25 protein-coding genes are annotated in these 24,126 nt (G+C 72.5%); 13 read left to right on the plus strand and 12 right to left on the minus strand.

Annotated elements, in window-relative coordinates; translation table 11 throughout:
• Positions 1–64: 64 nt before the first annotated feature.
• Entirely contained in the window at positions 65–790 is a 726-nt protein-coding gene (locus ACZ3KJ_RS07280) for a helix-turn-helix transcriptional regulator (protein WP_467525288.1), read from the minus strand.
• A 306-nt stretch (positions 791–1,096) separates the two neighbouring features.
• Here ACZ3KJ_RS07280 and ACZ3KJ_RS07285 point away from each other — a divergent pair, with 306 nt between their 5' ends.
• Positions 1,097–4,399, plus strand: coding sequence for a helix-turn-helix transcriptional regulator (locus ACZ3KJ_RS07285; RefSeq protein WP_467525290.1), 3,303 nt, complete (start codon positions 1,097–1,099; stop codon positions 4,397–4,399).
• 378 nt (positions 4,400–4,777) lie between these two features.
• On the opposite strand, the gene ACZ3KJ_RS07290 is transcribed toward ACZ3KJ_RS07285, so the two are convergent.
• On the minus strand, positions 4,778–5,548 hold the full coding sequence (locus ACZ3KJ_RS07290) for a hypothetical protein (protein ID WP_467525291.1): 771 nt from the start codon (positions 5,546–5,548) through the stop codon (positions 4,778–4,780).
• 699 nt (positions 5,549–6,247) lie between these two features.
• Here ACZ3KJ_RS07290 and ACZ3KJ_RS07295 point away from each other — a divergent pair.
• The 3 genes from ACZ3KJ_RS07295 to ACZ3KJ_RS07305 all read left to right on the plus strand — a co-directional run bounded on the left by ACZ3KJ_RS07295 (position 6,248) and on the right by ACZ3KJ_RS07305 (position 7,936).
• Positions 6,248–6,508, plus strand: a complete 261-nt coding sequence (locus ACZ3KJ_RS07295; RefSeq protein WP_467525292.1) for a hypothetical protein — start codon at positions 6,248–6,250, stop codon at positions 6,506–6,508.
• Between the two features lie 2 nt (positions 6,509–6,510).
• Positions 6,511–6,852 (plus strand): hypothetical protein, encoded by a 342-nt coding sequence (locus ACZ3KJ_RS07300; protein ID WP_401687868.1) that lies wholly within the window; start codon positions 6,511–6,513, stop codon positions 6,850–6,852.
• Between the two features lie 160 nt (positions 6,853–7,012).
• Positions 7,013–7,936 carry a M12 family metallopeptidase gene (locus ACZ3KJ_RS07305; protein WP_467525294.1) on the plus strand — a complete coding sequence of 308 codons (924 nt, stop codon included), beginning with the start codon at positions 7,013–7,015 and terminating at the stop codon, positions 7,934–7,936.
• Positions 7,937–8,056: 120 nt separating this feature from the next.
• Here ACZ3KJ_RS07305 and ACZ3KJ_RS07310 read toward each other — a convergent pair whose 3' ends face one another.
• From ACZ3KJ_RS07310 to ACZ3KJ_RS07330, 5 genes are all read right to left on the minus strand, one after another.
• The gene (locus tag ACZ3KJ_RS07310) at positions 8,057–13,276 is read right to left on the minus strand and encodes a hypothetical protein (protein ID WP_467525296.1); all 5,220 of its coding nucleotides are present in this window, start codon (positions 13,274–13,276) and stop codon (positions 8,057–8,059) included.
• Positions 13,277–13,402: 126 nt separating this feature from the next.
• Complete coding sequence (locus tag ACZ3KJ_RS07315; RefSeq protein WP_467525297.1) at positions 13,403–13,885, minus strand: Uma2 family endonuclease; 483 nt, start codon at positions 13,883–13,885, stop codon at positions 13,403–13,405.
• 46 nt (positions 13,886–13,931) lie between these two features.
• Complete coding sequence (locus ACZ3KJ_RS07320; protein WP_467525298.1) at positions 13,932–14,102, minus strand: hypothetical protein; 171 nt, start codon at positions 14,100–14,102, stop codon at positions 13,932–13,934.
• Between the two features lie 178 nt (positions 14,103–14,280).
• Positions 14,281–15,168 (minus strand): helix-turn-helix domain-containing protein, encoded by an 888-nt coding sequence (locus tag ACZ3KJ_RS07325; protein WP_467525299.1) that lies wholly within the window; start codon positions 15,166–15,168, stop codon positions 14,281–14,283.
• Between the two features lie 214 nt (positions 15,169–15,382).
• Positions 15,383–15,850: an ATP-binding protein gene (locus ACZ3KJ_RS07330; RefSeq protein ID WP_467525767.1), complete on the minus strand. Its 468-nt coding sequence runs from the start codon at positions 15,848–15,850 to the stop codon at positions 15,383–15,385.
• 112 nt (positions 15,851–15,962) lie between these two features.
• Between ACZ3KJ_RS07330 and ACZ3KJ_RS07335 the strand changes: the two genes are divergently transcribed.
• From ACZ3KJ_RS07335 to ACZ3KJ_RS07345, 3 genes are read left to right on the plus strand one after another with little or no spacing between them, the layout of a single operon-like run.
• Complete coding sequence (locus ACZ3KJ_RS07335) at positions 15,963–16,838, plus strand: helix-turn-helix domain-containing protein (RefSeq protein WP_467525301.1); 876 nt, start codon at positions 15,963–15,965, stop codon at positions 16,836–16,838.
• Positions 16,835–17,089 (plus strand): DUF397 domain-containing protein, encoded by a 255-nt coding sequence (locus ACZ3KJ_RS07340; RefSeq protein WP_467525303.1) that lies wholly within the window; start codon positions 16,835–16,837, stop codon positions 17,087–17,089. The genes ACZ3KJ_RS07335 and ACZ3KJ_RS07340 overlap by 4 nt, the downstream gene beginning before the upstream one ends.
• A gap of 41 nt (positions 17,090–17,130) precedes the next feature.
• Positions 17,131–17,796: a YdcF family protein gene (locus ACZ3KJ_RS07345; RefSeq protein ID WP_467525304.1), complete on the plus strand. Its 666-nt coding sequence runs from the start codon at positions 17,131–17,133 to the stop codon at positions 17,794–17,796.
• A 24-nt stretch (positions 17,797–17,820) separates the two neighbouring features.
• Here the strand turns inward: ACZ3KJ_RS07345 and ACZ3KJ_RS07350 are convergent, their stop codons facing one another.
• Positions 17,821–18,786 carry a helix-turn-helix transcriptional regulator gene (locus ACZ3KJ_RS07350; protein ID WP_467525305.1) on the minus strand — a complete coding sequence of 322 codons (966 nt, stop codon included), beginning with the start codon at positions 18,784–18,786 and terminating at the stop codon, positions 17,821–17,823.
• A gap of 63 nt (positions 18,787–18,849) precedes the next feature.
• On the opposite strand from ACZ3KJ_RS07350, the gene ACZ3KJ_RS07355 reads away from it, so the two are divergent.
• From ACZ3KJ_RS07355 to ACZ3KJ_RS07370, 4 genes are all read left to right on the plus strand, one after another.
• The gene (locus ACZ3KJ_RS07355; RefSeq protein WP_467525306.1) at positions 18,850–19,236 is read left to right on the plus strand and encodes a VOC family protein; all 387 of its coding nucleotides are present in this window, start codon (positions 18,850–18,852) and stop codon (positions 19,234–19,236) included.
• Positions 19,237–19,238: 2 nt separating this feature from the next.
• Complete coding sequence (locus tag ACZ3KJ_RS07360) at positions 19,239–19,565, plus strand: putative quinol monooxygenase (protein ID WP_389519166.1); 327 nt, start codon at positions 19,239–19,241, stop codon at positions 19,563–19,565.
• Positions 19,566–19,644: 79 nt separating this feature from the next.
• Complete coding sequence (locus ACZ3KJ_RS07365; protein ID WP_467525308.1) at positions 19,645–20,022, plus strand: hypothetical protein; 378 nt, start codon at positions 19,645–19,647, stop codon at positions 20,020–20,022.
• 34 nt (positions 20,023–20,056) lie between these two features.
• On the plus strand, positions 20,057–20,431 hold the full coding sequence (locus ACZ3KJ_RS07370; RefSeq protein WP_467525310.1) for a DUF952 domain-containing protein: 375 nt from the start codon (positions 20,057–20,059) through the stop codon (positions 20,429–20,431).
• 33 nt (positions 20,432–20,464) lie between these two features.
• On the opposite strand, the gene ACZ3KJ_RS07375 is transcribed toward ACZ3KJ_RS07370, so the two are convergent.
• The 3 genes from ACZ3KJ_RS07375 to ACZ3KJ_RS07385 all read right to left on the minus strand — a co-directional run bounded on the left by ACZ3KJ_RS07375 (position 20,465) and on the right by ACZ3KJ_RS07385 (position 21,830).
• Positions 20,465–20,860, minus strand: coding sequence for a luciferase domain-containing protein (locus ACZ3KJ_RS07375; RefSeq protein ID WP_467525312.1), 396 nt, complete (start codon positions 20,858–20,860; stop codon positions 20,465–20,467).
• A gap of 114 nt (positions 20,861–20,974) precedes the next feature.
• Positions 20,975–21,316 (minus strand): antibiotic biosynthesis monooxygenase family protein, encoded by a 342-nt coding sequence (locus ACZ3KJ_RS07380; protein ID WP_389519170.1) that lies wholly within the window; start codon positions 21,314–21,316, stop codon positions 20,975–20,977.
• 79 nt (positions 21,317–21,395) lie between these two features.
• Positions 21,396–21,830 (minus strand): MarR family winged helix-turn-helix transcriptional regulator, encoded by a 435-nt coding sequence (locus ACZ3KJ_RS07385; protein ID WP_467525313.1) that lies wholly within the window; start codon positions 21,828–21,830, stop codon positions 21,396–21,398.
• Between the two features lie 82 nt (positions 21,831–21,912).
• Here ACZ3KJ_RS07385 and ACZ3KJ_RS07390 point away from each other — a divergent pair, with 82 nt between their 5' ends.
• Entirely contained in the window at positions 21,913–22,554 is a 642-nt protein-coding gene (locus ACZ3KJ_RS07390) for an MBL fold metallo-hydrolase (RefSeq protein WP_467525315.1), read from the plus strand.
• Positions 22,555–22,627: 73 nt separating this feature from the next.
• Here ACZ3KJ_RS07390 and ACZ3KJ_RS07395 read toward each other — a convergent pair whose 3' ends face one another.
• Complete coding sequence (locus tag ACZ3KJ_RS07395; RefSeq protein ID WP_467525316.1) at positions 22,628–23,182, minus strand: Pycsar system effector family protein; 555 nt, start codon at positions 23,180–23,182, stop codon at positions 22,628–22,630.
• Positions 23,183–23,329: 147 nt separating this feature from the next.
• On the opposite strand from ACZ3KJ_RS07395, the gene ACZ3KJ_RS07400 reads away from it, so the two are divergent.
• The gene (locus ACZ3KJ_RS07400) at positions 23,330–24,019 is read left to right on the plus strand and encodes a Crp/Fnr family transcriptional regulator (RefSeq protein WP_467525317.1); all 690 of its coding nucleotides are present in this window, start codon (positions 23,330–23,332) and stop codon (positions 24,017–24,019) included.
• Positions 24,020–24,126: the final 107 nt, after the last annotated feature.

Below are 24,126 nucleotides of genomic sequence, written 5' to 3' on the forward strand. Positions count from 1 at the left end.
GCGCCGGGGACGGCGGGCGGGCAGGGGGCGTTGCCCGCGTGTCCTCCTTCGATTGCCCGTTCGGTCAGATGTAGCCTTCCCGGAGGGCATATGCCACGGCGTGCGCCCGGTTGCGCAGATGCAGTCGTGTCGTGAGCCCGTGCATCACGTTCTTGACGGTCCGTTCGGAGTAGGACAGCTTGCTGGCGATCTCTCCGGTGTCGAAGCCCTCGGCGACCAGCCGCAGGACGTCCACCTCTCGGGGCGCGAGGCCCAGGGAGGGCGCGCCCGGCCGGTTCGCCGCACCCCGGTGCAGGGTGCCCACCTGGCTGATGAGCCGGCCCAGCAGATCAGCCGGCAGGTCGCCGTCGCCGCGTGCGGCGGCCGTCACCGCCTGCACCAGCCGGTGCGCGGTGGCCTCGCGGCGCCAGACGATCGCGCCGACCCCGCACTCGATGACGTCCAGCAGTTCGGTCTCCCGGATCGTGCCCACGACCAGCACGGCCCGCGCGCCCTCGCTGCGCACGACCCGGCGCAGCCGGGCCAGGGCGGCCTCGTCGAGGGTGTCCTCGATCAGCAGGGCCACCGTGCCGGCGCCGTACTCCTCGCGGAGCTCGATCTCCGGGCGGGACCGCAGCTGGCTGACGGCTCCCTCGCGGGAGATCGGGTCGGAGGCCTGCACGGCCACGGGCGTGCGGCGCGACCCGCCGTGCCCGGCACCTGTGCCGGTACCGATGGCGGTGCCGGTGCCGGCGCCGATGCCGAGTCCCGTTCCGGTGCCGGTCTCTGGTGTCCGGGGTGCGCTGAGCAACCGTTTCCCCCCTGTTCACGAACCCGTCGACCGGCAGAGGCCGGTGACGGCAGGTCATGTTCCACCCTTCTGTGACCGCTGGGGCGGGCGCAATCGTGGAGCACCACGAGGCGGACCACGAGAGCAGCGCGACAGCCACCACGAGAAGCGCCGCCGATGGGTGTCGTCGCAGGTGAACCGGGGTGCGACGGGAGCCGTGGTGCAGGTGGGGGACCGTCCGGAGTCCGCCGTGAGCATCGCCACAACGACCGTACGCCCCCGTCGGAACCCGTGCGCGGGATTTCCCGTCCACCCCTGGAGGCAGGCATGACCGGACCGCTGCGGGAACGCGAGGACGCGTACGCGCTGTTGGCGGCCGAGACCGAGCGCGCCCGCGCCGGTGCCGGCCGGTTCGTCCTGCTGCGCGGGGCCACCGGGACCGGCCGCTCCGCACTGCTGGAGGCGGCGGTCGCCCACGCGGCCGGTCGCGGCCTGCGCGTGCTGCGCGCCCGCTGCTCCCCGGAGGACACCGCCGTACCGTTCTCCTCCGTCCTCCATCTCCTCGGTCCGGTACCGGAGTTCGCCGACATGGCGCCCGGCGCCGACGACCGGGGCAGCGCGGCCCGGTTGTGGCGGGTGCTGCGCGCGTACGCGGCCGAGTCGCCGCTGCTGGTCGCGGTGGACGACGTCCACCTCGCCGACGGGGCCTCCCGCCGCTGGCTCGCCGAGGCGGCCCGCCGCGTCGACCGATTAGCGGTGCTGGTGGTGGCCACCGAACGCAGCCAGTACGACGTCGACCCGCAGCCCGCGGGCCTCACCCATGCCCTCTCCCCGTCCCTCGTCCGCACCCACACCCTGGCCCCGCTCACCGACGCCACCGCCGCCCGACTGGTCCGGGACGCCTTCCCCACCGCCCCCGACGGGTGGACGGCGGACTGCGTCCGCGCGGGCGCCGGCAGCCCGCTGCTGCTGCGCGCCCTCCTGGAGGACCTGCACGGCACCCCGCCCCCGACGGCCGTACCGGAGACCTGCGCCGCCCTCTACCCCGGCGCCTACCCGGCGGCCGTCTCGTGGTGGCTGGACAGCGCGGGCCCGGCGACGGCGGAGGTGGCCCGCACGCTGGCGGCACTGGAGGGTTCGTGGACGCCCACCGCCGAGGCCCCCGCGCCGGGCGGCGGTCCGGCGTTCCCCGGGGCGCCGTTCGACGTCCCGGCCAACGCCTTCGACGTCCCGGCCCCCGCCGACGCATCGTTCGACGTCCCGGCCCCCGCCGACGCATCGTTCGACGTCCCGGCCCCCGCCGACGGACCGTTCGACGTCCCGGCCCCCGCCGACGCGGCCGGCACCCCCGTCGGCCCCCCGGCCTCCGTCTACGGCATCGAGGCCTCCGTCGTTCGTCCGGCCTCCGTCTACGGCATCGAGGCCTCTGTCGTTCGTCCGGCCTCCGTCTACGGCACCGACGTCTCTGTCGTTCGTCCGGCCTCCGGCCACGGCACCGACGCCCCTGTCGCTCCTCCGGTCCCCGCCGACGGGACCGGCACCGCCGTCGGAGGGCCTGCGGGCTTCCCCGGCGCGACGACCGCCGGTGACGGCGCGTCGAGTTCCGCCCACGGCACCACCCCGCCGCCCGCTCACGGCACCACCCCGCCGCCCGCCCACGGCGCCACGTTGCCCCCCGCGCATGGCGCCCCCGCCACCCCACCCCCCGCCCACGGCACCACCCCGGCCCCCGCCCCCGCCCTGGCCGCTCTCCTCGCCGATGCCACCGGTGCCGATCCCGTCCGGGTGGCCGGCTGGCTGACCGCGATGACGCGGCTGGGGGTGGTGCGGCCGGACGCGGACGGGCGGCCGCGCTTCGCGCACCCCCTGCTGCGGGACGCGGTGCTCGCGGGCTGGCCGACCGCCCGTCGCCGGGCCGCTCGGCTCGCGGTGGCCGAGGCGATGCTGCGGCGCGGGGACCGGGCCGAGCCGGTGGCGCGGCAGTTGCTGGGCAGCGGCCCGGTCGGCCTGCCCTGGGTGCTGCGGGTGCTGCGGTACGCCACCGCCGTCGCCGTCCGCGAGGGCCGTCCCGGTGACGCCGTCGCCTACCTCCGCCGCGCCCTGGCCGAACCGCTCTCCGACGAGCTGCGGCAACGGCTGCTGACCGAACTCGGTTCGCTGGAGTACGCCTCGGCGGGCGCCCCGGCCGGCATCCCGCGTCTCGCCGAGGCGTTGAGCCTGCCGGCGGAGCCCCGCGACCGGGTGCGGACGGCGATCGCGCTGGGCACCGCGCTCGCGGCCCGCGGCGAGGTCCGTACGGCGGTGGACGTGCTGAACCGGCTGGAGGACCGGCTGGCCGGCCACTCCGAGCTGGTGCGGACCGTGCGGACGGCGTCCGCGCTGCTGTCCGACCGGGACCAGACGGTCCGCCGCGAGGCCTACCGGTGGCTGACCGACGCGGCCGGGCGTTCCCCGGAGCTCGTCGGCGCCACCGGCCAGGCCCTGCTCGTGCGGTACGCGGCGACCGCCGGAGCCTCTTCGGCCCGGTCGGCGATGGCCCGGCTGCGGACGCTGCTGACCGAGCCGGCGGATCCGCTGGCCGAGCCGTTCCTGCTGGGGACGGCCGCCGCGGTCGCCCAGTGGGCCGACGAGCTCGACGAGGCGGAGCGGCTCGCCGAGCGCGGGATGGCCGGGCAGCTCCCCTCCCTGCTGCACCCGATGCAGCGGGCCCTGCACGACGTCCGCCTGGACGTGGCCGCCGCCCGCGGCCGGTACGACCTGCTCCTCGCCGGCCGCGCACCCGAGGACGCCGGTCCCACCAACGCCGACGCCCACGCCCTGCTCGCCCTCGTCGAGACCGGCCGCGGCGCGGAGGCACGGCGTCTCGCGGACGGGTTCGACCTGCGGGCCGCCCACGACTCCTGGGAACTGAACCGCTTCCTGTACGCGCGGGGCGTCCTGCGGCTCTCGGAGGGCGACGTCACCGGTGCCCTGCACGACTTCCTGGAGTGCGGCCGCCGCCAGTCCGGCCGGGGCGTGCTCAGCCCGGTCGTCACCCCGTGGCGTTCGGCCGCCGCGGAGTGCCAGATCGCCCTGGGCACCGTACGGGAGGCGCGGGCGCTCGCGGAGGAGGAGCTGCGGCTGGCCCGGGTCTGGGACACCCCCCGTACGGTCGGCCGGGCGCTGCGCGTCCTGGCCCGCGCGACCGGCGGGCGGCACGGCCTGGAGCTCGCCGAGGAGGCGGTCGCCCTGCTGCGGACGTCACCGGCCGACGGCGAACTGATCGCCGCCCTGCTCACCCGGGGCCTGCTGCTGACCACCACGGGGGAACGCGCCCGGGGCCGGGAGTGCCTGCGCGAGGCCGCCGAGCGCGCCGAACGCCTCGGCTCGGTCCGCCTGCGCACACGGGCCGAGCACGCCCTGCGCGCGGGCGGCGCCCGCCGCAGCGGCACCGCCCGCACCGGCTCCGCGGCCCTCACCACCAGCGAGCGCCGGATCGCCGAACTCGCCGCGGAAGGCCGTACGAACACGGAGATCGCCGACTCCCTGCACGTGGCCCGCCGCACCGTCGAGACCCATCTGACCAGCGCCTACCGCAAGTTGGGGATACGGCGGCGGGGAGAGCTGCGGGAGGCCCTGGCCAGGCCCTGAGGGCCGTCCCGTGGACGCAGGGTCCATGACAGGGCCCTGGGGAGAGTGGCCTTCGTCCGTTGTGTTCATGGGATGCCATGGAGGGTGAGAGCGGTTTCGGGGGCGGTGTGGGCGCGGCGTCCGCTGGCGATGTCGGCCCATCCGGCGCGGTGGAGTGCAGCGCGGGCCAGATCGCGCAGGGCGCTCATGACGGCGGGGGTGCCGTGGCGCCGGACTTGGCTGGCGTCCTCGGCGAAGGTGACGTGCCTCCACCAGCCCCGCAGGCACGAGCGTCCCCGGCGGCGAGGAGGGCAGGGGCGCCGCGTCCACAGCGTCACTTACTCGACCGGGTGAACGTGACTCTCCCCGGGCTCTGCAGTTGACCTGCAACGATCGAGGCTAGAAGGCGGCAGCGGCCGCTGCCTCGGCTTCCGGCAGCAAGTCCTTGCTCTCCTGGATCAACCTCTCGTACGTGCGCTCGTGGTCTCCGCTTTCGAGAGCGAACCGCAGGAGCGCGCCGGACCAGTTGTCGAAGAGCGAGAACGTGCGGTCCACCATCCGCTTGGCTTCCTCGCGCTGTGCGTCGTCGAGGGACGGCAGGCTTTTTTCTTCTACCTCGGGCGACTTTATGCTGTGCGACGCCTCCGCCATGTAGTGCTTGGTGCCGAAGAACTCACATTCGCGACCGTCCCGCAGGGCGATTCCCCGGCAGTGGGTGAAGATCGTGAGGGAGACGGCCTCGATGGACTCGACCATCGCGAAAACGGCGTACGTGGGGGCGCCCGCGGCGAGCGCGGCCAGTTCCAGGCAGAGACGTCGAGAGTGGCTGAAGTCCGCGCTCCACAGGACCCGCGTGGCGTCCGACAGGGGCATGTTGCTGTCGGCCCCCAGCTTCTCCAGGTCGGTCAGCATCCACTGCCAGTGGAAGTCCTCTTCGTACGTGTGCGCGTTCAGAAGGGCCTGCAGCTGATCGGGCCGGGCATCGCCTTCTTCTTTACGGAAGACGTACTTGTTCAGGTCGGAGTAGCCCATGATGAAGGGAACCACGCTGGGCCCCCACGCCAGACGCCTTTCTCCGGGGAGCGACTCGTCGGCGAGTAGACGAGTGAAGAATTCATGGTTCTCGTACGTTTTCCGATGTTCTTCGATGTAGTCAATGACCTTCTGCATGGAAAACTCCGTTTGTGACGTGTCGACATCTCCGCAGCGACAGGCGGAGAAGGCATCGTCGCACAGTTTCTCTTCAACTCATCGTATTTTGCGAGGCGTTGACATGGGTCTGCCCTTCTTTCTCGTCAGGATTGCCCTTCCTTCTGGAGCGCACAGCCGCACCGCGACCGGCCCGTGATCGATCCCGGCGGCCGAGGACGCCAGCCAGGTTCAGCACCACCGCACCCCCACCGTCATGACCGTCCTGCGCGACCGGCACACGCCACTTTCCACTGCGTCGGCTGGGCCAACGCCGTCAGCGCCCGACGCGCGCGCGGTCAACCCGAGGCCGTCCTGACCCTCCACGGCATCCCGTGATCGAACGGGCGAACGTGACTCTCCCCGGGGCCCTGGGGTTCATGACCCCTTGAACCAGACGAATTCAAAAGGGAGACGGTGTCTCGTCCGTCGGCCCGTCGCGCCGTTCATTACTGCGGTGAACGCGGTTCCCGGGATGCGCGACGGCAGGACCAGGAGCAGGATCGGTGGTAGGGGAATCAGTTCGGCGGGGATTCTGTGGAAGACGACGGTAATTACCCGTTGAACGTTTCGAGATCACACGACAGGCCGGGCCGGGCCGGGCCCTTCAAAGGTCAATCAGTTTCGTTGCGGAAGGGTTCGGGATACCCGCGCCAGGGGAAAGCGACGGGGTGTTTCGACATGTCCAACAATCAACCGACCGGATTCCCGGCGCCGCTCCAGAGTTTCGAGCCGGGTGTCGAACTGCTCCAGGAGGCGCCGGAGGAGGACGCCCGGGGCGGGCTCGACTCGACGGTCCACGACGAGGCACCGACCGCCGGAGCCGACGAGACCACGGCGGTGCGGCGACCTCCCGTCGTGGCGGTGGAGGACGTGCCGCGGACCACGCTCGCGGAGCGCTGGCGCGAGCACGTGGAGGCCTCCCGACAGCAAGGAGCATGACCATGCCGTACTTCCGCAACAGCCATTCCTCGACGATCCAGGTCGTCGGGATGTACTGGGACTCGCAGGCCTGCGGGGCCTACGGCAACTACCGGACCGTGGGCTGGTGGCGCATCAAGCCCTACGAGCGGATCCTCATCGCGCCCAACAACAACCAGTTCTTCTACTGGTACGCCGAATCCGACGACGGGAACAAGTGGGAGGGCCGCTACGGGCCCGTCTACACCTACCTCTACCCGTTCGACTCCTGCCTGGGCATCGGTTCGACCGCCGCGTGGAAGACGGTCACGATGCGCGAGCACGACACGTACGCCTTCCCCGGCGGCGTGAACGTCGATCTGTGAGCCCGACCACGAGCAGGACCCAGGAGCAATCGTCATGGTCGCTCAGAACGACAACGAAACTCCGCGGTATTGCGCCCAGCCCCCGCAGAGAATTCCCGCGCTCCGTCCGGATCTCAGCCTTCCGCGGACCAGAGCGATACTACAGAACCACTCGAAATGGGTGAACGGTACACCGCTGCGGTACTGCTTCCTCGACGGCGCCGACAACGGGGTGGAGAAGGCGTGGCTGGCCGAGGTCCACAACGGTTTCCAGGAATGGGAGGACCTCGGGATCGGATTGCGTTTCCGCCCCGAGGACAACCCCGCGGAATCGGAGATCCGGATCACCTTCGCCGATGACGGATCCTGGTCGTACGTCGGCACCGACTGTCTCGGCATCGGTGTCGACGAGGCCACGATGAACTTCGGATGGGATCCGACCTCGCCCTACGGCAAGACCACGGTCCGGCACGAGATAGGGCACGCGCTCGGTTACTGCCACGAACACCAGAATCCGTTCGCGGGCATCGAGTGGGACGAGCCGAAACTGTACGCGTACATGGGCGGCCCGCCCAACTTCTGGCCACCGGAGACGACTTACCACAACATCGTCCGAAAACTCTCCACGGACCAGGTGAGCGGCTCGCACTGGGACCCGACATCGATCATGCATTACGGATTCGGGGCAGGTCTGATCAAGCGGCCGGAAGCGTACCGGAACGGCATTCCCTCCCCGCGGGGGCTGTCCGAACAGGACAAGGAGTACGTGCGCACGTGGTATCCGCCGCTGGCTCCGCACATGGAGGCGCTCCAGCCGTTCCGGTCGGCGGTCCTCGGCCTCGGTACCGGAGAGCAGGCCGATTTCGAGATCGTCCCGGAGAAGAGCCAGAAGTACCGGTTCCGTACCTTCGGGGACGCCGACGTGCGGATGGTCCTCTTCGAAGGGGCGGAACACGACCTGCGCTTCGTCACCGGAGAGGACGACAGCGGAGAGGACCGCAACGGCCAGTTCGAGGTCAAACTCTTCGCGGGCCGCCGCTACGTCCTCCGCCTCCGGATGTACTCCACGTGGGGCGCGGGGAACGCGTCGGTCATGTACTGGTGACCGTCCGGCCATGGATGGGTGACCGCCCGTCCGTGGAGGGGTGACCGCCCGTCCATGGATGGGTGACCGACGGAGGGCCGGCCCGCCACCGGGCCGGCCCTCCCGGAACACCGGGCGTCCTCAGGCCCCTTCGGGCGGTGTCGCCCGGGCCGCCGCGCGCAGGCCCAGCCGGTCGTCCGGGTCGCTCAGCCGTCTTGCGTTGGCCGGGTCGGCGAGCAGCCGGCGGACCGCCGGGTCCGGCATGCGGATCACCACGGGGGCCGGGAGGGTGACCTCCTGCACGGCCACCGACGGGCGGCCGCCGCGCACCCGGTCGGTCACCCGCGCCACCACCCGCACGTCCAGCGTGAACTGCACCAGCACGGACTTGAACTTCGGCTTGTGCATCGGCATCGAGCCGGCCGCGTTCGCGGCGGTCGACGTGCCGCTGCCGGAGCCGTCGACCGTGCCGAGGAGCTGGTTCATGCGGAACTCGTCCGCGTTGAGCACGCCCGCGCCGAACAGGCCGCGCGCCGACGAGCCGTGCTCGTTGGACTGCTGCCCGTCCGCGCCCGTCGGGCGCGGCGCGTCCAGGCCGCTCTGCGCGACCGTCTCGAAGGTCATGGTGTCGCCGACGCCCAGCACCCGGCCCTCGCGCAGCCGCGCGTGCAGCGAGGCGCGCAGGTCCTGGCCGGACGCGCCGGTCGCGTGCACCGGCGGCAGGTCCACGCCCACGGAGGTCAGCAGGGGCAGCGCCGCGATCAGCCACTCGGTGGAGACCGCCTCGCGCAGCAGGTGGAAGGCCGCCTCGCCGCCGGTGCGGAAGCGGTCGCCGCCGCCGGCCCGCTGGACGGCGTCGTCGACCGCCTGCTGCACCCTGGGCGTGCCCTGGAAGCCGTTGACCTGCGACTCCATCGGCAGGCGTACGCCGTTGGCCCGCCAGGACCCGAGCCGGTCGGCGCGCGCGTCGGAGGCCGGGGCGGACCGCCGCCCGACCTGCCGCGGCGGTGGCGGCGCGAGCCGGGACAGGGCGTGGAGGTCGGCGTCGAGGACACGGTGGGTCAGGGACAGCCCGGTCAGCCCGGTGAGGGCGATCCGGCGGTTGCCGTTCCACAGTTCCAGGGTGGCGTCGATCGGCACGCTCATCCGGGACGAGGACGCGGAGGACGCCTCGGCGACCGTCTTGACACCGAGCTGGGCCCGTCCGGCGGACGCGGTGCGCCGCGCGTCGCTCCGCCCGAGGCCCAGGCCGGCCGCCCCGCCGACGTTCTTCAGCTGTCCGGCGCCGCCGTCGGGTTTCCCGGCGCCGGCGAGGACGGCCTCGACGCCCCGGGAGTCGCTCTCGTCGTGCGCGGAGGCCTTCTGCGCGGCGGCGGAGGTGATGTACTCCATGTCCCGCCCGTCGGACGCCGTCTCCGCGTACTTGCCCCGCCCGGTCCGCCGGACGTGGAACACCGCCCGGTAGGGTCGCTTGCGCCCGTCGAACAGCTCGACGCCCACGCCGCCGTCCATCGCGCTCGACAGCAGGCCCGCCGAGCCGTCCCGGTCGAGGACCCGCAGCAGCCGCTGCACGTTGTCGTTGCGGTCCGTCGACTGGGTGCGCGGCAGCAGGTCGTCGGCGAGGGAGCGGTCGAGCCGGCCGCGCAGCCGCTCCAGGAGCGGCACGAAGTCGGGCAGGTCCTCGATCATCCCGAAGCCCAGCGGCAGCCCCTGGGCGAGGTCGGGAACGGGAGCGGGCGGGACGAGGGAAGCCGACTTCGGGGCGCCCCCGGCCGTCGAACCCCGCGCGCCACCGTCGTCGCGGGCGGTCTCCTTGCCCTTGGCGGACGTGCCGTCCTTCCCCGCCGACGCGGCGTCCTTGCCCTTGCCCTTGCCGCCGTCCTTGTCCGCGGAGGTCTCCCCCGGCAGCCGCAGCCCCGCCGCCCGCACCTGCGCCTCCGTCATCCACACGGCCACCGCGCCCGGCGCCGTGCGCCCGCCCCGGGCGACGTACGGGCCGCCGCCGGTGACCGCCACCTCGGCGACCATGCGCAGCACGAGGTCGCACTGGACGAGGTACAGCGGGCTCTTGCGGGAGGTGTGGGCGTTGCGTTCCACGGTGCCGGAGAGGGTGAGGGCGGAGGTGTCGCCCGAGCCCAGGCTGCGGCCGGCGGACACGCCCTGGCCGAGGCGCCACTCGGGGCCGTTCTCCGAGCCCATGAGGCCGCCCTGCACGGACGTGCCGTGGTTCTTGCCCTCCTGGCCGGTCACCTGGTGGCCGCCCAGCACGAACGTCTCGGTACCGGGGCCCGTCCCCTGGTGCACCACCCGCGCCCCGCTGAGCGCGAACCGGGTGCCGACCGCGCCGGTCAGCCCGTTCAGCCGGCGCGGGTGGCGCAGGTTCTTCACCACCCACCCGGCGGAGACGCCCTGGCGCAGCGCGGCGGTGAGGGCCTGCGGGCTGAAACGGTCCTCCAGGGTGACGCGGGGCGCCAGTCCCTCCGTCTGGAGGGCCCGGTCCTCGCGGGCCTCCTTGTTGCGGGCGGCGGCCTTCGCCAGCAGCTCGAACGCCAGGTCCCGTACGGGCTGCCCGTCGCCGACGGTCTCCACCAGCGTCCAGTCCCGCACCCCCTTGCCGCCCAGCTGGCGGGGCGCGAGCCCGGCGAGGTCGCCGATGCCGGCCGCCGCGAAGTCCGTGCGGACGTCCCGGTGGGCGGCGGCGCGCGCGGCGGTCGCGTCGTCCAGCCGCTGCTTGCCGTCGTCGTCGAGGGTGAACGCGGTCGGGGTGAGCAGCCGTACGTCCTGCTCGTCCAGGCGCAGCCCGGCGAGGGTCGTGGCCTCCGGCACGTCGTGGCCGGGGGCGCCGAGGGTGACGGCGCGGGCCGCCTTGCGCTGCCGGCTCGTCATGGTGACGTCGACGTTCAGCCCGAGCGCCGCGCCGAACGCGCTCGCGTCCTCGGAGCCGTTGGTGAGGACGTCGGTGCGGGTGGTCGGCCCGGCCTGCCCGCGCCGGGTCGTCGTACGGGTCTTGTCGGCGCGGACCGACGCGGTGAGGGCGCCGGGGATCAGCCGGAACTGGCCGAGGGCCATGCCGCCGATGGTGCGGGAGCTGGCCCGCCCGCTCTGCGCGCTGGTGGTGACGCCGGTGTGGCTGCGCACGAGCCAGTCCTTGGCGTCGCCGAGGTAGCCGGTCTCCCGGAGCGAGCCGGTGACCCGCAGTTGCACGTCGTGCGCGTGGAAGGTGCTCTTGCGGCGCAGCCGCACCCGTACGCCGGTGGACAGCAACTGGTCCTTGTGGACGCGGAGGTTGGTCTCCGACAGGACGGTCACCAGCTCGCGGTAGTTGCGCCGCTGGACCTCCGCCTCCTCCGCGCTGACCTTCCCCGCCTGCCGCTCGGCGCCGAAGGCGGGCAGGTAGCCGGCGAGGCGCGGGTCGGTGGCGAAGAGGTCCAGCACCGCCTTCATCATCGGCGCGGTGTCGAGCTGGCTGATCGCCACACTCGACCCCATGGCGCCGAACGGGAGGTGCCGCACGATGTGCTCGGGCGCCTCCTCCACGGCGTCGACGGCGTCCACCGCCTCCTCGGTCTCCTGCCCGGCGAGGGTGCCCGGCCCGGTGGAACTCCCGGCTTCACCCTGCCGGACGCCGACCGGCGCCCGCCCCTTGGCACCCTTGGCCTTCGCCTTGCCCTTGCCCTTGGGGTCGTCGGCGGGCCGTTCCGGCCGGGTGAGGAAGTCCCCGGCGGTGACCCCGTCCGGCAGCGGCAGCCCCAGCTCCCGGGCCTCGTCGGCGCGCAGGGTGATCCACACCTTCATGGAGTGGTGGGCCGTACGGTCGCCCTTGACCAGGGGCGACTCGGGTCCGCTGCCCTCGACGGTGAACCGGACGGTGCCGAGGTAGAGGACCTTGTCGCCGCGGACCTCCGCGCCCTGCCGGCTGGAGACGGTCTGGTCGGCGACCGTGAAGCGGGCCTTGCGGGCGCCCGTGATCGGCATGACGGTGCCGCGTACGGCGGCGGCGCTGCCGAGGACGCCCACGCCCATCGCGGGACCGGCGCCGAACATGCCGCCCCGGCCCTTCCCGGCGGTGTCCGTCACCGACTGCTGGGTCTGCTGGTGGGTGCGCAGCTGGGTCTTGCCGGTGCCCCAGCCGGGGGCCAGCGCGGTGATCGCGGCGCGCATCCGGTAGGTGCCGGTGGTGGAGCCGTCCCGGCTGGTGAGGTCCTCGCCGACGACGCCGTCGCGCAGCAGCCGGGGCATGTCCTCCAGCACGGTCGAGGCGGCCGTCGCCTCGTACAGCCGGGCCCGGCCGGGGGCGCCGGGCCAGGTCAGGGACGGGGGCAGCACGGAGGCGACCGCGTCGAACAGCCCGCCGCCGCCCCCGTGCGGCGCGGCCCGGTCGGCGACGGCCAGGGGCGCCATGGAGTCGGCCAGCGACACCCGCCGGGCGGTCGCGGCGCTCACCCGGCGCGGCCGGGCCGGGGCACCCATGGACACCGGCACCAGGTGCTCGGTCGGCACCCGCATGGTGAGCCCGCCGGTCGCGGCGAAGGTCTGGGCACCCGGGGTGCCGTCCTTGGCGATCCGTACGCCGTAGCGCACCTTCCGCGGCACCTCCACCGTGCCCTTGTCGCTGCGCAGGACGCGGGGTTCGGCGACGTTGCGCTGGCTGCGGGAGTCGCGGGAGGACTGCCAGGGCTGGGCGGACGCGGTCACCGCCCCGCCCGCCCACACGCCGGGGGCGACGGGCGCCAGCCCGAACGCGGTGAAGGCGGCGCCCTTCGCGGCGGAGGAGCCGGTGGACTGGGCGACGGTGGCGGAGGTGTTGTGGTGCACGTCCACCTTGGTCGCCGCGCCCTCGGCGTCCGGGTTCTTGGGGGCGAAGGTCGGGGGCCGGTCGTCGTCGGCGGGCGTCACGGTGACCGTGACGTCGTAGCGGTCCCGGCCGCGCGGCCCGGTGACGGCGAAGGCGCGGCCCTGCCCGTAGAAGCTCTCGGGGCGTCCGGCGAGTTCGGTGGCGATGTCGTCGATCGTCTCGTCGCGGTGGCCGACGACGGTGACGAGGGTGGTGGCGACGAACTCGTGCCCGCTCAGCCCGTACGCCGAGGACAGCCCCGGCGCGTCCATGTCCTTCAGGTACGGCGGGAGTTCGAGGGAGTCGTCGGCGACCTCGGTGAGCGCTTCGAGGGGCTGTCCGCCGCGCGCGGTGGAGGGGCCGCCGGCGCTCAGTGCGCGTGCGGTGGCGGCGTTGCCCGCCGTCTGCTGGAGCCCGAGCAGGGGAGGCGCGGCCGAGCGCGGCGTCCGGGACGTCCGGGACGCCCAGGGAGCCCGCTCGGTGCCGATGCCGTGACGGTCGTCCGTCGTCTGCCGCTGTCCTCGCACCGCGTCAGCGTAGGAACGGCCGGCCGCCTGCGGGGGCTGAGCGTCGAGTGTTCAACTCGTGTACGACAAAAGGTCATCGTCGCCGGTCAGCGGGGGTGTGTGCGGGGCGCTGCGGGCGGGTCCGGGTCAGCGCGGGTCCGGGTACAGCGGCAGCCCCTCCGTGGAGATCGTCCACTCGGCGACGGTGACGTCCTCGCCGTAGACGAAGTCCTTGCGGGTCGCGTAGCGGGGGCCGTCGGGGGTGGAGTGGATGTCGGAGAGGACGGCGCCGGTGCCGGTGCGGGGGTCGAAGGACCCCTCTCCTTCCATCTCCGCCTCGGCGATCACCATCACGTCGGGGTGGCGCATGATGCCCTCGGGTTCGTCCTCGACATCCGGCTTGCCCGTGTGGGCCACGATCTCGTCCGGCATCACCTTTTCGAGGCGTTTCCGCAGGTGCAGGGTGGTCAGCTCGTGCGGGCCGACGGGCGTCGTCATGTCGTGGACGATTCCTTCCTTGGTCACCTCGAACTTGCCGGGAAGGGTGTCGTCCATGGACTGAACGAAGTCCCGCATGGCCCGGTACCGGTGGGAGGCGCCCTGCGGCACGTCGTCCGGGGCGATGGTCATGACGCTCGCTCCTCGTCGTTTGCTGGGCGCCTCCGGGGCTTCCAGGTCACTCGCGTACTGCTCTCATCGCGTCGTCCAGTACGGCGCTCAGCTCTTCCAGGGCTTCCTCCGCGACGACGGCGTCCTCGTGCTCCAGGTTGCTCCTGGCACGGGCGTAGCGGCTGGAGAGGTCGGGACGGCGGGCGATCTCTATGTCCCGGGCCCAGGTCAGGACCAAGCTCCGTCCGGGCTGAGGGAGTCCATTCGACCGCGTTGGCGAAGGCCTCGTCCTTCGTGGCCCGCATCTCTGCCAGGCGGCCGGGTGCGACGACGGCGAGGGCGGCGCGAAGGGCGTCAGGGGTCCGCGCGGGACGAGGAACCAGGAGCGGGGAGCGCGAGAGGTGTGAACCGTGCATTCAGACATCCGAGTGAATGTGATCGCGGCAGTCGCGGCAGCGGCCCGGCTCGGGGGCGCGGAAGGGGCGGTCGCAGCCGGGGCAGGTCTGGAAGGGGTGTCGGGCGGGTGGGGGCGGGCCGGACGGCCGGACGGGCGGTGGCGGCGGGAGCAGGGCGGTGAGGCGGTGGGCCAGGATGGCCGCGGGGCGGTGCAGCGGCTCCTCGGGGAGGCCGGAGGTGAGGGCGTGGCGTACGGCCGTGGGGGTGACCTCGCGTTCCAGCCAGGCGGCGACACCGGGCGCCAGGTGGGCCGTGTCGTCGGCTGAGAAGAGGAGGCGGGAGTCGAGCCGGCGGAGGGAGGCGAGGAGGTCCGTCGCCGTCTGGAGCAGGGCGGCGGCGGGGAAGGACGGCCGGGGGACGTCCGGGAGGGCCTTCTTGCGGGGAGCGGCGGGCGGGCGCTGCCGCGTGGGTGTGGGTGTGGGCGCCGGTGCGGGGCGGCGGCCGTCGGCTGCCGTGCCCTGACGGTGGTGGCCGGGCCGGTTGCAGGAGATCGTGCGGGTGACGATCCGGCCGCCGGGCACGCGGGTGCGTTCGCGCCGCAGGTAGCCGTGCGCCTCCAGCTCCCGCAGGGCTGCGGAGATCCGGGCCGCGCCCTCGGGGAAGCGGGCGGTGAGGGACTTGATGTCCACGTGGGCGCCCTTGGGCAGCGACTGGATGTGCACGCCGAGTCCGATCGCCAGCAGCGAGAGCTCGGGGTGTTGGGCAAGGTGGTTGCCGACCACCGTGAAGTGGGTGGTGTGGCGGGCGTTCTCGTGGTGCAGTCCGCCGGAATGCCGCCGGTTCGGGTGGTGGTTGGCGCCAAGCCGGGGCTGGGCGGGCGGGGGCGCGCTAGGGTTTTCGGTACCCATTGGGGAAGTTGTTGCCTTCCTCGGTGGTCAGGCCCTCGCACTGGGATGGCAGTCCCGGCGGGGGCCGACGCATGTCTGCTGTGTCGTCGCGCTGAGCGTAGGGCAGGCAATGCCCCCCAAACCCCGCCGAGTTGGCATTTTCACCCACCCGGGTGAGTTTGCCGCGCGGGCGGGAGGGGTGGGGCTTGGTGGGGTTCTTTCACCCTGGTGGTTCTTAAAAGAGACCGCCCGTGTCACCGGAGCACGGGGACGCGAGTTCCGGTGACGAAGACACCTCGGCCCAGACGGTCTTGCGCGACGCCGGACCCTCACTCACCCCCCATCGGGCCGCCAGCGCGTCCACGAGAACCAGCCCCCGGCCTGACTCGCTGTCCGGCGGCACCTGCCCGACGCACGGCGTACGGTCACCGCGCGTGTCCGAGACCTCGATGCGCAGGGTGTCGCCGATGACGTAGAGCAGCAGCCGGAAGTCGCGGCCGTCGGCCCGGCCGTGCGTGACGGCGTTGGCCGCCAGCTCGGCGACGATGAGCGCCGCCGGGTCGGGCGGAAGCCCCCAGCTGCGGAGTTGCTCGGTGGCGAGCAGCCGGGCGAGTCGGGCCCCTCGGGGCGTGGGGGACAGCTGCGCGTGGAAGTGGCGGAGGGGCGAGTCGAGTTGGTGTGTTTCGTGGATCACATCACCCAGAGTGGCCGGGCTCGCCTACCGTGAACAGTGACGACATCGATACGTAGGGTCACTGTCGGTCGCTTGTCCGGGCGTGTCCGGGCACGTCGGCGGGGTGGAGAGGGGAGACCGGATGCTGGTCGACGGAGAGGCGGCGCGCCTCAAGGGGGAAGCGGACGAGCCGGGGTGGGAGGTCGACCCCGACGACGAGTGGGGCGTCGCGGTCGTTGCGACCGTGGGACGGCAACTGCGGCTCCGCCGCGAGGCGGTGGGCATGCGGGCCACCGAGTTCGCGGCGGCGGTCGGGTACGGCGACGACCTCGTCTACAAGATCGAGGGCGGCAAGCGGATTCCCCGGCCGGAGTACCTGGACAAGGCGGACGAGGTGCTGGGGGCGGGTGGGCTGCTCTCGGCGATGAAGGCGGATGTGGAGAGGGTCCAGTATCCGAAGAAGGTGCGGCAGATCGCGGAGTTGGAAGGTAAGGCGGTTGAGCTACAGCTCTACGATCCGCTGAGCATCCATGGGCTGTTGCAGACACCGGAGTACGGGCGCGGGCTTCTCCTCATGCGCCGACCCGCGTACTCCGAGGTAGAGGTGGAGCGGTTCGTCGCGGCTCGTGTGGCTCGTAAGTCGATCTTCGAGCGGGATCCGGCGCCTGAACTCGGCTTCGTCCTGGAGGAATGGACGCTACGGCGACCGCTCGGCGGAAAGGTCCAGCTGCGCCGTCAGTTGGAACACCTGCTGGAAATCGGACAGCTGCGGAACGTCGAGCTTCAGATCATGCCCATGAATCGGGAGGAGCACGCCGGGGTTGACGGCAGTATCGAGGTGCTGAAGTTCGGTGACGGCTCATCGGTGGGTCGTTCGCCGGCCGTGAGCAACGGCCGACCGGTCTCCGAACCCAAGGACCTCCGTATCCTTGAACTGCGATATGGCATCATCCGGGCTCAAGCGCTCACGCCGCGTGAGTCGTTGGCCTTTATCGAGCGACTGCTGGGGGAGACATGACCCGCGAGGACCTGGCCTGGTTCAAGAGCAGTTACAGCAGCGGCTCCGAGGGCGACTCCTGCGTCGAAGTAGCGCTTGCCTGGTTCAAGAGCAGCTACAGCGACGGCCCGGACGGCGACTCCTGCCTCGAAGTAGCCCCCACCCCCACCACCATCCACATCCGCGACTCCAAGGTCACCGACGGCCCCCGCCTCGCCCTCGCGCCCCGGCCCTGGGCGGACTTCGTCCGGTACGCCGCGGCCCGGACCTGAGGCGCGCTAGGCCTCGGCAACGCTGACCAGGGAGAACACGCGTGAGCAACGATCAGCAGGTCATCACCGAAGGCCAGCGGCGCCAGGCGGAGCTGATCTGGGACTACCACCGGATGCACCACGAGCTGCGGCCCGTCGACGTGGCGATCGGGCTGGGAAGCCACGACCTCGGCGTCGCGGCCCACACCGCCGAGCTGTACCGCGCCGGGTTCTTCCCCCACCTGGTGTTCACTGGCGGCACCAGCCGCACCACCGCCAAGGTCTTCCCGCGCGGCGAGGCCGTCCACTTCCGCGAGCACGCCATCGATCTCGGTGTCCCCGCCGCCGCGATCCTGCTGGAGCCCAACGCGGGCAACACCGGACAGAACATCACCTTGTCCCGTGAGGTCCTAGCGGCGGCCGGCATCCACCCGACCAGGGTGCTGCTGGTCTCGAAGCCCTATATGGAGAGGCGGTCGTTCGCGACCGCCCGCAAGCTGTGGCCCGACGTCGAGATCCTCTGTGCTTCGGCGCCGCTTGAGTTCGACGACTACGTGAAGTCCATCGGCGACGAGAAGCTGGTCCTGGACATGCTCGTCGGCGATCTTCAGCGGGTCATCGAGTACCCGAAGCTCGGATTCGCCATCGAGCAGGAGGTCCCGGAGGACGTGCGTGCAGCGTACGAATCCCTCATTCGCGAAGGCTTCACCCGCCGCCTCATCTCCTGAGCTCCCTGCCGCCACAACGTCTCTCTACCGGGGCTGACCGTTCGCGTTCTCCTCGAACAGTTCCCGGGTGCGGTGCAGCAGGGCTTCCCGTACGGCGTCCGGGGTGAGGACCCGCAGGGGTGTGGCTAGGCTGAGGAGGTACCTGGCGAGGCCGTCCGCGTCGGGGCCGCCGATGTCGACGAGCGTGGCGTCGGGGCCATCCGGGCGGTGGGTGCCGACCGTCTGCGGGATCAGTCGCAGCGCCTGGTCCAGGGGAAGCGGGAGGCGGATCGTCACGTGGAGCGGGTAGGCGCCGGTCGCGATGGAGCGGGAGACGAGCGCCGCCGGGTCGGGTGGGTCGAGGAGTTCCACCGGGCGCCCGGTCGGTTCTATCCGGCCGACCCTGTCGGCCCGGAAGGTGCGCCACTCGTCCCGCGTCACGTCCCGCGCGACGAAGTACCAACGGCGTCCCGTGTGCACCAGGCGGTAGGGGTCGACGTCCCGGACCGTGGCCGTCCCCTGCCGGTCGCGGTACGACAGGCGGCAGCGCTCCGCCCGGCGGCACGCGCCGGCCAGGTCCAGCAGCATGCCGGGCGCGATCTGCGGCGCGTCGGGCCGTGTGGTGTGGACGAAGGCGGCGTCCATCTCGCCCAGTCGGTCGGCGATCCGGCCCGGGAGCACCTGACGTAGTTTCAGGAGTGCGGACAGTGCCGCTTGGTCGCCGCCGAGGACGCCGCTGAGCGCGGCCTCGCGCAGCCCGACGGCCACGGCGAGTGCCTCTTCGTCGTCGAGGATCAACGGCGGCACGCGGGATCCGGCACGGAGGCGGTAACCGCCCCATGGCCCGGGGTCGGACTCGACGCCGTAGCCGAGTTCCCGGAGCCTCGCGATGTCCCGCCGCACCGTGCGCTCGGTGACCGCCATCCGGTCGGCCAGCTCGCCGCAGGTCCACGACGGCCGCGCGGACAGCAGGGACACCAGTCGCAGCAGGCGGGCGGATGTGCTGATCACATCGGGAAGTGTCCCGCACGACCAGGACCGAAACTGTCCTGGTCCCGTCATAGCGTCCTCCTCATGAGCACTGGAAGCACGTCCGCACCCGCGATCCGCTACGCGGCCGTCACGTTCGACTGCCCGGACCCCGCCGAACTGGCCCGCTTCTACGGCGAGGCCCTCGGTCTGCCCGTCGCCTACTCCAGCGACGACTTCGTCCTGCTCGGCCGGGAGGGCTCGGCCGGACTGGGGTTCAACCGCCTGGCCGACTACCGGCGCCCCACCTGGCCGGACCCTTCCCAGGAGAAGCAGGCCCACATCGAACTCGGCGTCGACGACCTGGACTCCGCGCAGGCGCACCTGCTGACCCTGGGGGCTGTCGAGCCCCCGACCCAGCCCCGGCCCGACCGGTGGAGGGTCCTGCTGGACCCCGCCGGCCACCCGTTCTGCATCACCACCCTGGTCTGAACATGATCGGCAGACTGATGACCATGACCGCGCACCCGGGCAAGGGCGGTGAACTCGCCGCCGTCCTGCTGAGGGTCGCGGACGGGCTGCACGGCTTCCCCGGCTGCGAGATCTACCTGATCAGCCAGGACGCGGCAGACCCGGACACGGTGCACGTCACCGAGGTCTGGCGGGACGAGGCCAGTGCGCAGGCGGCCCTCGCAGCTCCGTCGCGCCCCGACGGCCCCCAGCCCGCGGACGTCCTCGCGCTGCTGTCGTCCCCGCCGCGCCGCACCGACCTCACCGTCCTGGGCGGAGTGGGCCTCCCCGCTTCCGACGGCCGACCCTGACACACGCCCCTTACGGCGAGGGGGCCCGCTCGGCAGTCATTCCTGCGGTCGGGAGGGCGCACGCCCGTAGGGTGGCGGGATGCCCGCCACCACATCCGCCGCCACCACCCCCGCCGCGATCGTCCGCGGTTACGTCGCCGCGCTGCTGGTGAACCTGGCCATCGGCGTACCGACGGTCGTGCTCGTCGTGTGCGCCCGCTGGTACGCCGCCCACGGGCACTGCGACAACGGGGATCTGGCGCGGCGCGACCTGGACGGGTGCACGTACGACCAGATCGAGAACAGCGGGTTCGTGCTGATCGGGCTGGTCGGGTCCGGGCTTCTTGTCGCGGTGCTGGTGCTGGTCTTCGACGTGCTGCGTCCCCGGGCGAGGAAGCACCCGCTCGGGCCGCGCCTGCTGACGCTGCCCGCGGTCCTGCTGCCGTACGGGCTGCTGGCCACGGCGGCGGCCGGATGAGCGGCGTACCGGCAGCGCCTGGTACAACCGAACGATGATCTACCACGTCGTACCGAAGGACGAGTGGGAGGCGGACCCCGGCGAGCCCTACGCGCCCGCTTCGCTCGCGGCGGACGGCTTCGTCCACTGCTCCCCCGACGAGGAGACGACCCTCGCCGTCGTGAACCTCTTCTACCGCAGTGCGCCCCGGCCGCTGCTGGCCGTGGTCCTCGACGAGGACCGGCTCTCCGCGCGCTGCGCGTGGGAGGCGCCGGACCCCGTCCCGCCGCCGGGGGTCGCCGAGGGCGTCCTGTTCCCGCACGTCTTCGGGCCGCTCGACCGGGAGGCGGTCACCCGTGTACTGGAAGTGCGGTGGGACGGACGGGGCCGGGCGACGGGACTGGTGGACCCGGCGGAGGCGGCGGGCTGACCGCTCAGCGCCATGGTGAGCCCTGCCGGTCGGTCAGCGCTCGTCGGGGTCGTCCCGTGGCACCAGTGTCACCCGGTGCAGGTTGCAGGAGCCGGCGGCCGGAACGGCCCCCGGAACGGTGGCCAGGTGTGCCTTGAGCGCCATGCTGACCAGGCTCATCAGCAGGTCGACGTCCGCGTCGCAGTCGAGGTGGACGGTGACCCAGCGGGAGCCCGGCACCACCCGGACCGCCGTCGACGCCCGCAGGTCGTCACGTATGCGCTGGATCGCCGGGACGGTGAGGTGGAGGTCCACGTCGTGCCCGGAGTGGAAGTGGAGTATCTCGCTGTGAACGGAGCGCATCGCCCGCCCTGCGCCGCAACTGGCGTCGACCGCGGTGAGATCGGGCCAGACTTGAAGTCGTTCCAGGGCACGCTCGGCCAGAGTCATGTGCCCATGGTCGCCCGATCACCGCGCCGCAACCAGGGGTTGAGGGAAACGTAACCGGGGCGTGAGGTGGACCGGAGGCCCCGGCTCCGCCTCACGCCCCGGCCCGACGGGACGTCAGTCCTGCTTCGGCGCCGCCTGCTGGACCACTTCGAAGGACCACAGCGTCGCGTCCGTCGCGGCGGGCTTCGGCCGCTCGCCGCCCTCCGCGGAGCCGGCGCCGGAGCCGCCGCCGTGCGCCGCCTGGGCCCGCCCGGACATCCAGTTCTGGAAGTCCTCCTCGCTGCGCCAGCGCGTGTAGACGAGGTAGGTGTCGGTGCCCTCCACCGGCCGCAGCAGCTCGAACCACTCGAAGCCGTCGGAGCCCTCCACCGCGCCGGCCCGGGCGGCGAACCGCTTCTCCAGCGTCTCGCGCTGCTCCGCGGGGACCGTGAGTACGTTGATCTTGACGATGCTCATGGGCCCATTGTCCCGCAGCGGGCCCGGACGGAGCGGTTCCCGCCGGCCGTGGCGGCGTCAGGCGTCAGGCGCCGGTCCGTCACCTGCCGGTGAGGCGTGCGGTCAGGCGGGACAGCAGGAGGACGCAGTCGTGCAGTTGTCCCTGCTCTTCGGGGCTGAAGGTGTTCTGGAGGGCGGCGGTGAGGGCGCGGGAGCGCCGGGCGCGTTCGAGTCGCAGGCGGGCGCGGCCGGTGTCGGTGACGTGCAGCAGCAGCTTGCGGCCATCGCTGGGGTGGAGTTCTGTGCGCACCAGGCCGGCGTTGACGAGTTCCTTGACGGACTTGGCGGCCGACTGGTGCGTCACCCGGCGCCGGTGGGCGAGGTCGGACGTGGTCAACGGGCCGTCCCGGTCGAGGAAGCCGAGGGCGGCCGCCTCCCCGGCGGGCATGGTGTCCACGACCCGCACGGCCCGGACCAGGTCCCCGATCGTCTGCCGCAGCTCCTCGGCCAGCTCGGCCAGTGCCTCTTCGTCCATGCGTCCATCCTAGCCGGAGCCATGAAACATAGTTGTACAGTCTAGTTGTACAGTTTCATCGGTGAGGGAAAGGGAGCCGGTCATGCAGCTCACCAAGTTCGGCCATGCCTGTGTGCGGGTGGAGAAGGACGGTCGCCGACTGGTCATCGATCCCGGTGGCCTGACCGGGCCCGAGGCGCTGGACGGCGCCGACGCGGTCCTGGTCACGCACGAGCACTTCGACCACTTCTCGGAGGAGACGCTGCGCCGGGCGGCCGAGGCCGATCCGCGCCTGCGGATCTGGACCAACTCCTCGGTCGCCGGGCGACTGGACGGCCTCGGCGCCCGGGTCACCGCCGTCGGGGAAGGCGACGCGTTCACCGCGGCCGGCTTCGACGTGACGGTCCACGGCACCTGGCACGCGGCCATCCACCCCGACATCCCGCGCGTCGCCAACGTCGGCTTCCTCGTCGACGACGAGCTCTTCCACCCCGGAGACGCCCTGACCGTCCCCGACGCGGCCGTCGGCACGCTGCTGCTGCCGGTCCACGCCCCGTGGTCGACCGTCGGCCACCTGATCGACTACGTCCGCGAGGTCGCCCCGCGCGACGCCTACGCCATCCACGACGGCGCCCTCAACGACATCGGCACCGCCATGGTCGGCGGCTTCCTCGGCGACCAGGGACCCGGGACCGCCGCGCGCTACCACCGCCTGGTCCCGGGCGAGACCGCCCGGATCGGCTGAGGCCCGCCCGCCCGGATCGGCTGAGGCCCCTCCGCTTCCCGGCGCCGCCGTGTCCGTCAGCCCGCCGTGTCCGTCAGCCCGCCGCGGCCGCGGCCAGGGCCGCTGTCACCAGGCCGGCGGCGGCCAGGGTCAGGGACGCCTGGGTGCAGCGGTGTTTGCGCCAGGCGATCTTCGACATGATGACCAGCTGGCGGCTCAGCACGGGGAGGGGGTCCGTCGTGCGCAGGGTCTGCGCGAGCTCGTCGGGGTCCAGGCCGCGCAGGTCGCCGAAGTAGACGAAGCCCGGTCCGGACCGGGGGACCCCCTCCTCCCCCAGGCGGGGCACGACCGCCAGGACGGCCAGCAGGGCGGCGACCGTCAGCAGCCCCATGCCGGCGGTCGCCAGCACCGGGGCGGACAGACCGTCCACCCGCGGTGCCCCGCCGGGACCGGAGTGGGACGAGGAACGCAGCACGGCCGTGAGGGCGAGCGCCGCGGATTCGACGGTCAGTGCGAATGCCGCCTTCGTGTCCACCTTTCCCGTCCAGTCGGCGAGCGCCGTGTAAATGCGCCAGGCGGTTTCGACCGTGGACGCCTGTGCGAATATCGGGGGTGCGGTGGTCGGCGAGTTTCCCGAAGAATCAGACACGTGTTCCTCCTTGCGTCCCTGCCGGTATGAACGGCCACTTCCACTTGTATCCCGACCGTGCTCATCGGTCTGCGTCATTCGGCGCACGCCAACTCCCCTATTTCCGTAAGCTGACGTCAACGCGGACAGGGTGGGGGAGGCCTTTTCGTGTCAGAGGAAAGATCTTTTGCGGGCCGTCGTACGGGCCATGAACCCTTCACTCCCGACGAATTGCTCCTCTTCCGCGCGGCCGGCCGGGTCCGGGGCTGGGAACGCGGCGAATCACTGATGCGGGCGGGCGGCCCGCCCGACTGCGTGGTGCTCGTGCTGAGCGGCCTCGCCAAGGTCACCGCCGAGTCCGACAACGGCTACACGAGCGTGCTCGCCCTGCGCGGTCCCGGCGAACTCGTCGGCGAACTCTCCTGTCTCGACGGCACCCGGCGCTCCGCGACCGTCACGGCGCTCGAACCGCTCGAAGGCGTCAAGGTCGGCAGCGACGCGTTCCACCGACTGCTGCGCAGCCACGCCTCGTTGACCCTGGCCGTGCTGCGCAGCGTCGTGGCGCGGCTGCGGGACTCCGACGCCATGCGCACCGAGCAGGGCGCGCGGTCGTCCCGGTCGATGCTCGCCCGGGTCCTCCTGGACACCGCCGTACGGCACGGGGAGCCGGTCGACGATCCGCGCGGCGCGCTCGCGGTCCGCATGAACCAGCAGGAACTCGCGGGCGCGGCGGGTGTCTCCCGCGAGTCGGTGGTGCGCTCGCTGCGCGCCATGCAGGAGGCCGGGCTGGTCACCACCAGCCGCGGCCGGACGTGCGTCCTGGACCTCGCCGAAGTCCGGCGCTGGGCCGAGGAATGACCCGCGGCCGCGCCCGAGCCCGAGCGTGACCGCAGGGTCCGCCGTGTCCGCCGTGACCTTCGTGATGGCCGTGACGCGGTACGCCATTCGGTGATCCGGCGCTGTGC

It is taken from the genome of Streptomyces sp. NPDC003248 (assembly GCF_055563235.1).

Coding starts and splice junctions, on each gene's coding strand:
- ACZ3KJ_RS07285 (WP_467525290.1), top strand. CDS start 1,097: ATGACCGGACCGCTGCGGGAACGCGAGGACGCGTACGCGCTGTTGGCG.
- ACZ3KJ_RS07290 (WP_467525291.1), bottom strand. CDS start 5,548: ATGCAGAAGGTCATTGACTACATCGAAGAACATCGGAAAACGTACGAG.
- ACZ3KJ_RS07295 (WP_467525292.1), top strand. CDS start 6,248: ATGTCCAACAATCAACCGACCGGATTCCCGGCGCCGCTCCAGAGTTTC.
- ACZ3KJ_RS07300 (WP_401687868.1), top strand. CDS start 6,511: ATGCCGTACTTCCGCAACAGCCATTCCTCGACGATCCAGGTCGTCGGG.
- ACZ3KJ_RS07315 (WP_467525297.1), bottom strand. CDS start 13,885: ATGACCATCGCCCCGGACGACGTGCCGCAGGGCGCCTCCCACCGGTAC.
- ACZ3KJ_RS07325 (WP_467525299.1), bottom strand. CDS start 15,168: ATGGGTACCGAAAACCCTAGCGCGCCCCCGCCCGCCCAGCCCCGGCTT.
- ACZ3KJ_RS07335 (WP_467525301.1), top strand. CDS start 15,963: ATGCTGGTCGACGGAGAGGCGGCGCGCCTCAAGGGGGAAGCGGACGAG.
- ACZ3KJ_RS07340 (WP_467525303.1), top strand. CDS start 16,835: ATGACCCGCGAGGACCTGGCCTGGTTCAAGAGCAGTTACAGCAGCGGC.
- ACZ3KJ_RS07355 (WP_467525306.1), top strand. CDS start 18,850: ATGAGCACTGGAAGCACGTCCGCACCCGCGATCCGCTACGCGGCCGTC.
- ACZ3KJ_RS07360 (WP_389519166.1), top strand. CDS start 19,239: ATGATCGGCAGACTGATGACCATGACCGCGCACCCGGGCAAGGGCGGT.
- ACZ3KJ_RS07365 (WP_467525308.1), top strand. CDS start 19,645: ATGCCCGCCACCACATCCGCCGCCACCACCCCCGCCGCGATCGTCCGC.
- ACZ3KJ_RS07370 (WP_467525310.1), top strand. CDS start 20,057: ATGATCTACCACGTCGTACCGAAGGACGAGTGGGAGGCGGACCCCGGC.
- ACZ3KJ_RS07375 (WP_467525312.1), bottom strand. CDS start 20,860: ATGACTCTGGCCGAGCGTGCCCTGGAACGACTTCAAGTCTGGCCCGAT.
- ACZ3KJ_RS07380 (WP_389519170.1), bottom strand. CDS start 21,316: ATGAGCATCGTCAAGATCAACGTACTCACGGTCCCCGCGGAGCAGCGC.
- ACZ3KJ_RS07385 (WP_467525313.1), bottom strand. CDS start 21,830: ATGGACGAAGAGGCACTGGCCGAGCTGGCCGAGGAGCTGCGGCAGACG.
- ACZ3KJ_RS07390 (WP_467525315.1), top strand. CDS start 21,913: ATGCAGCTCACCAAGTTCGGCCATGCCTGTGTGCGGGTGGAGAAGGAC.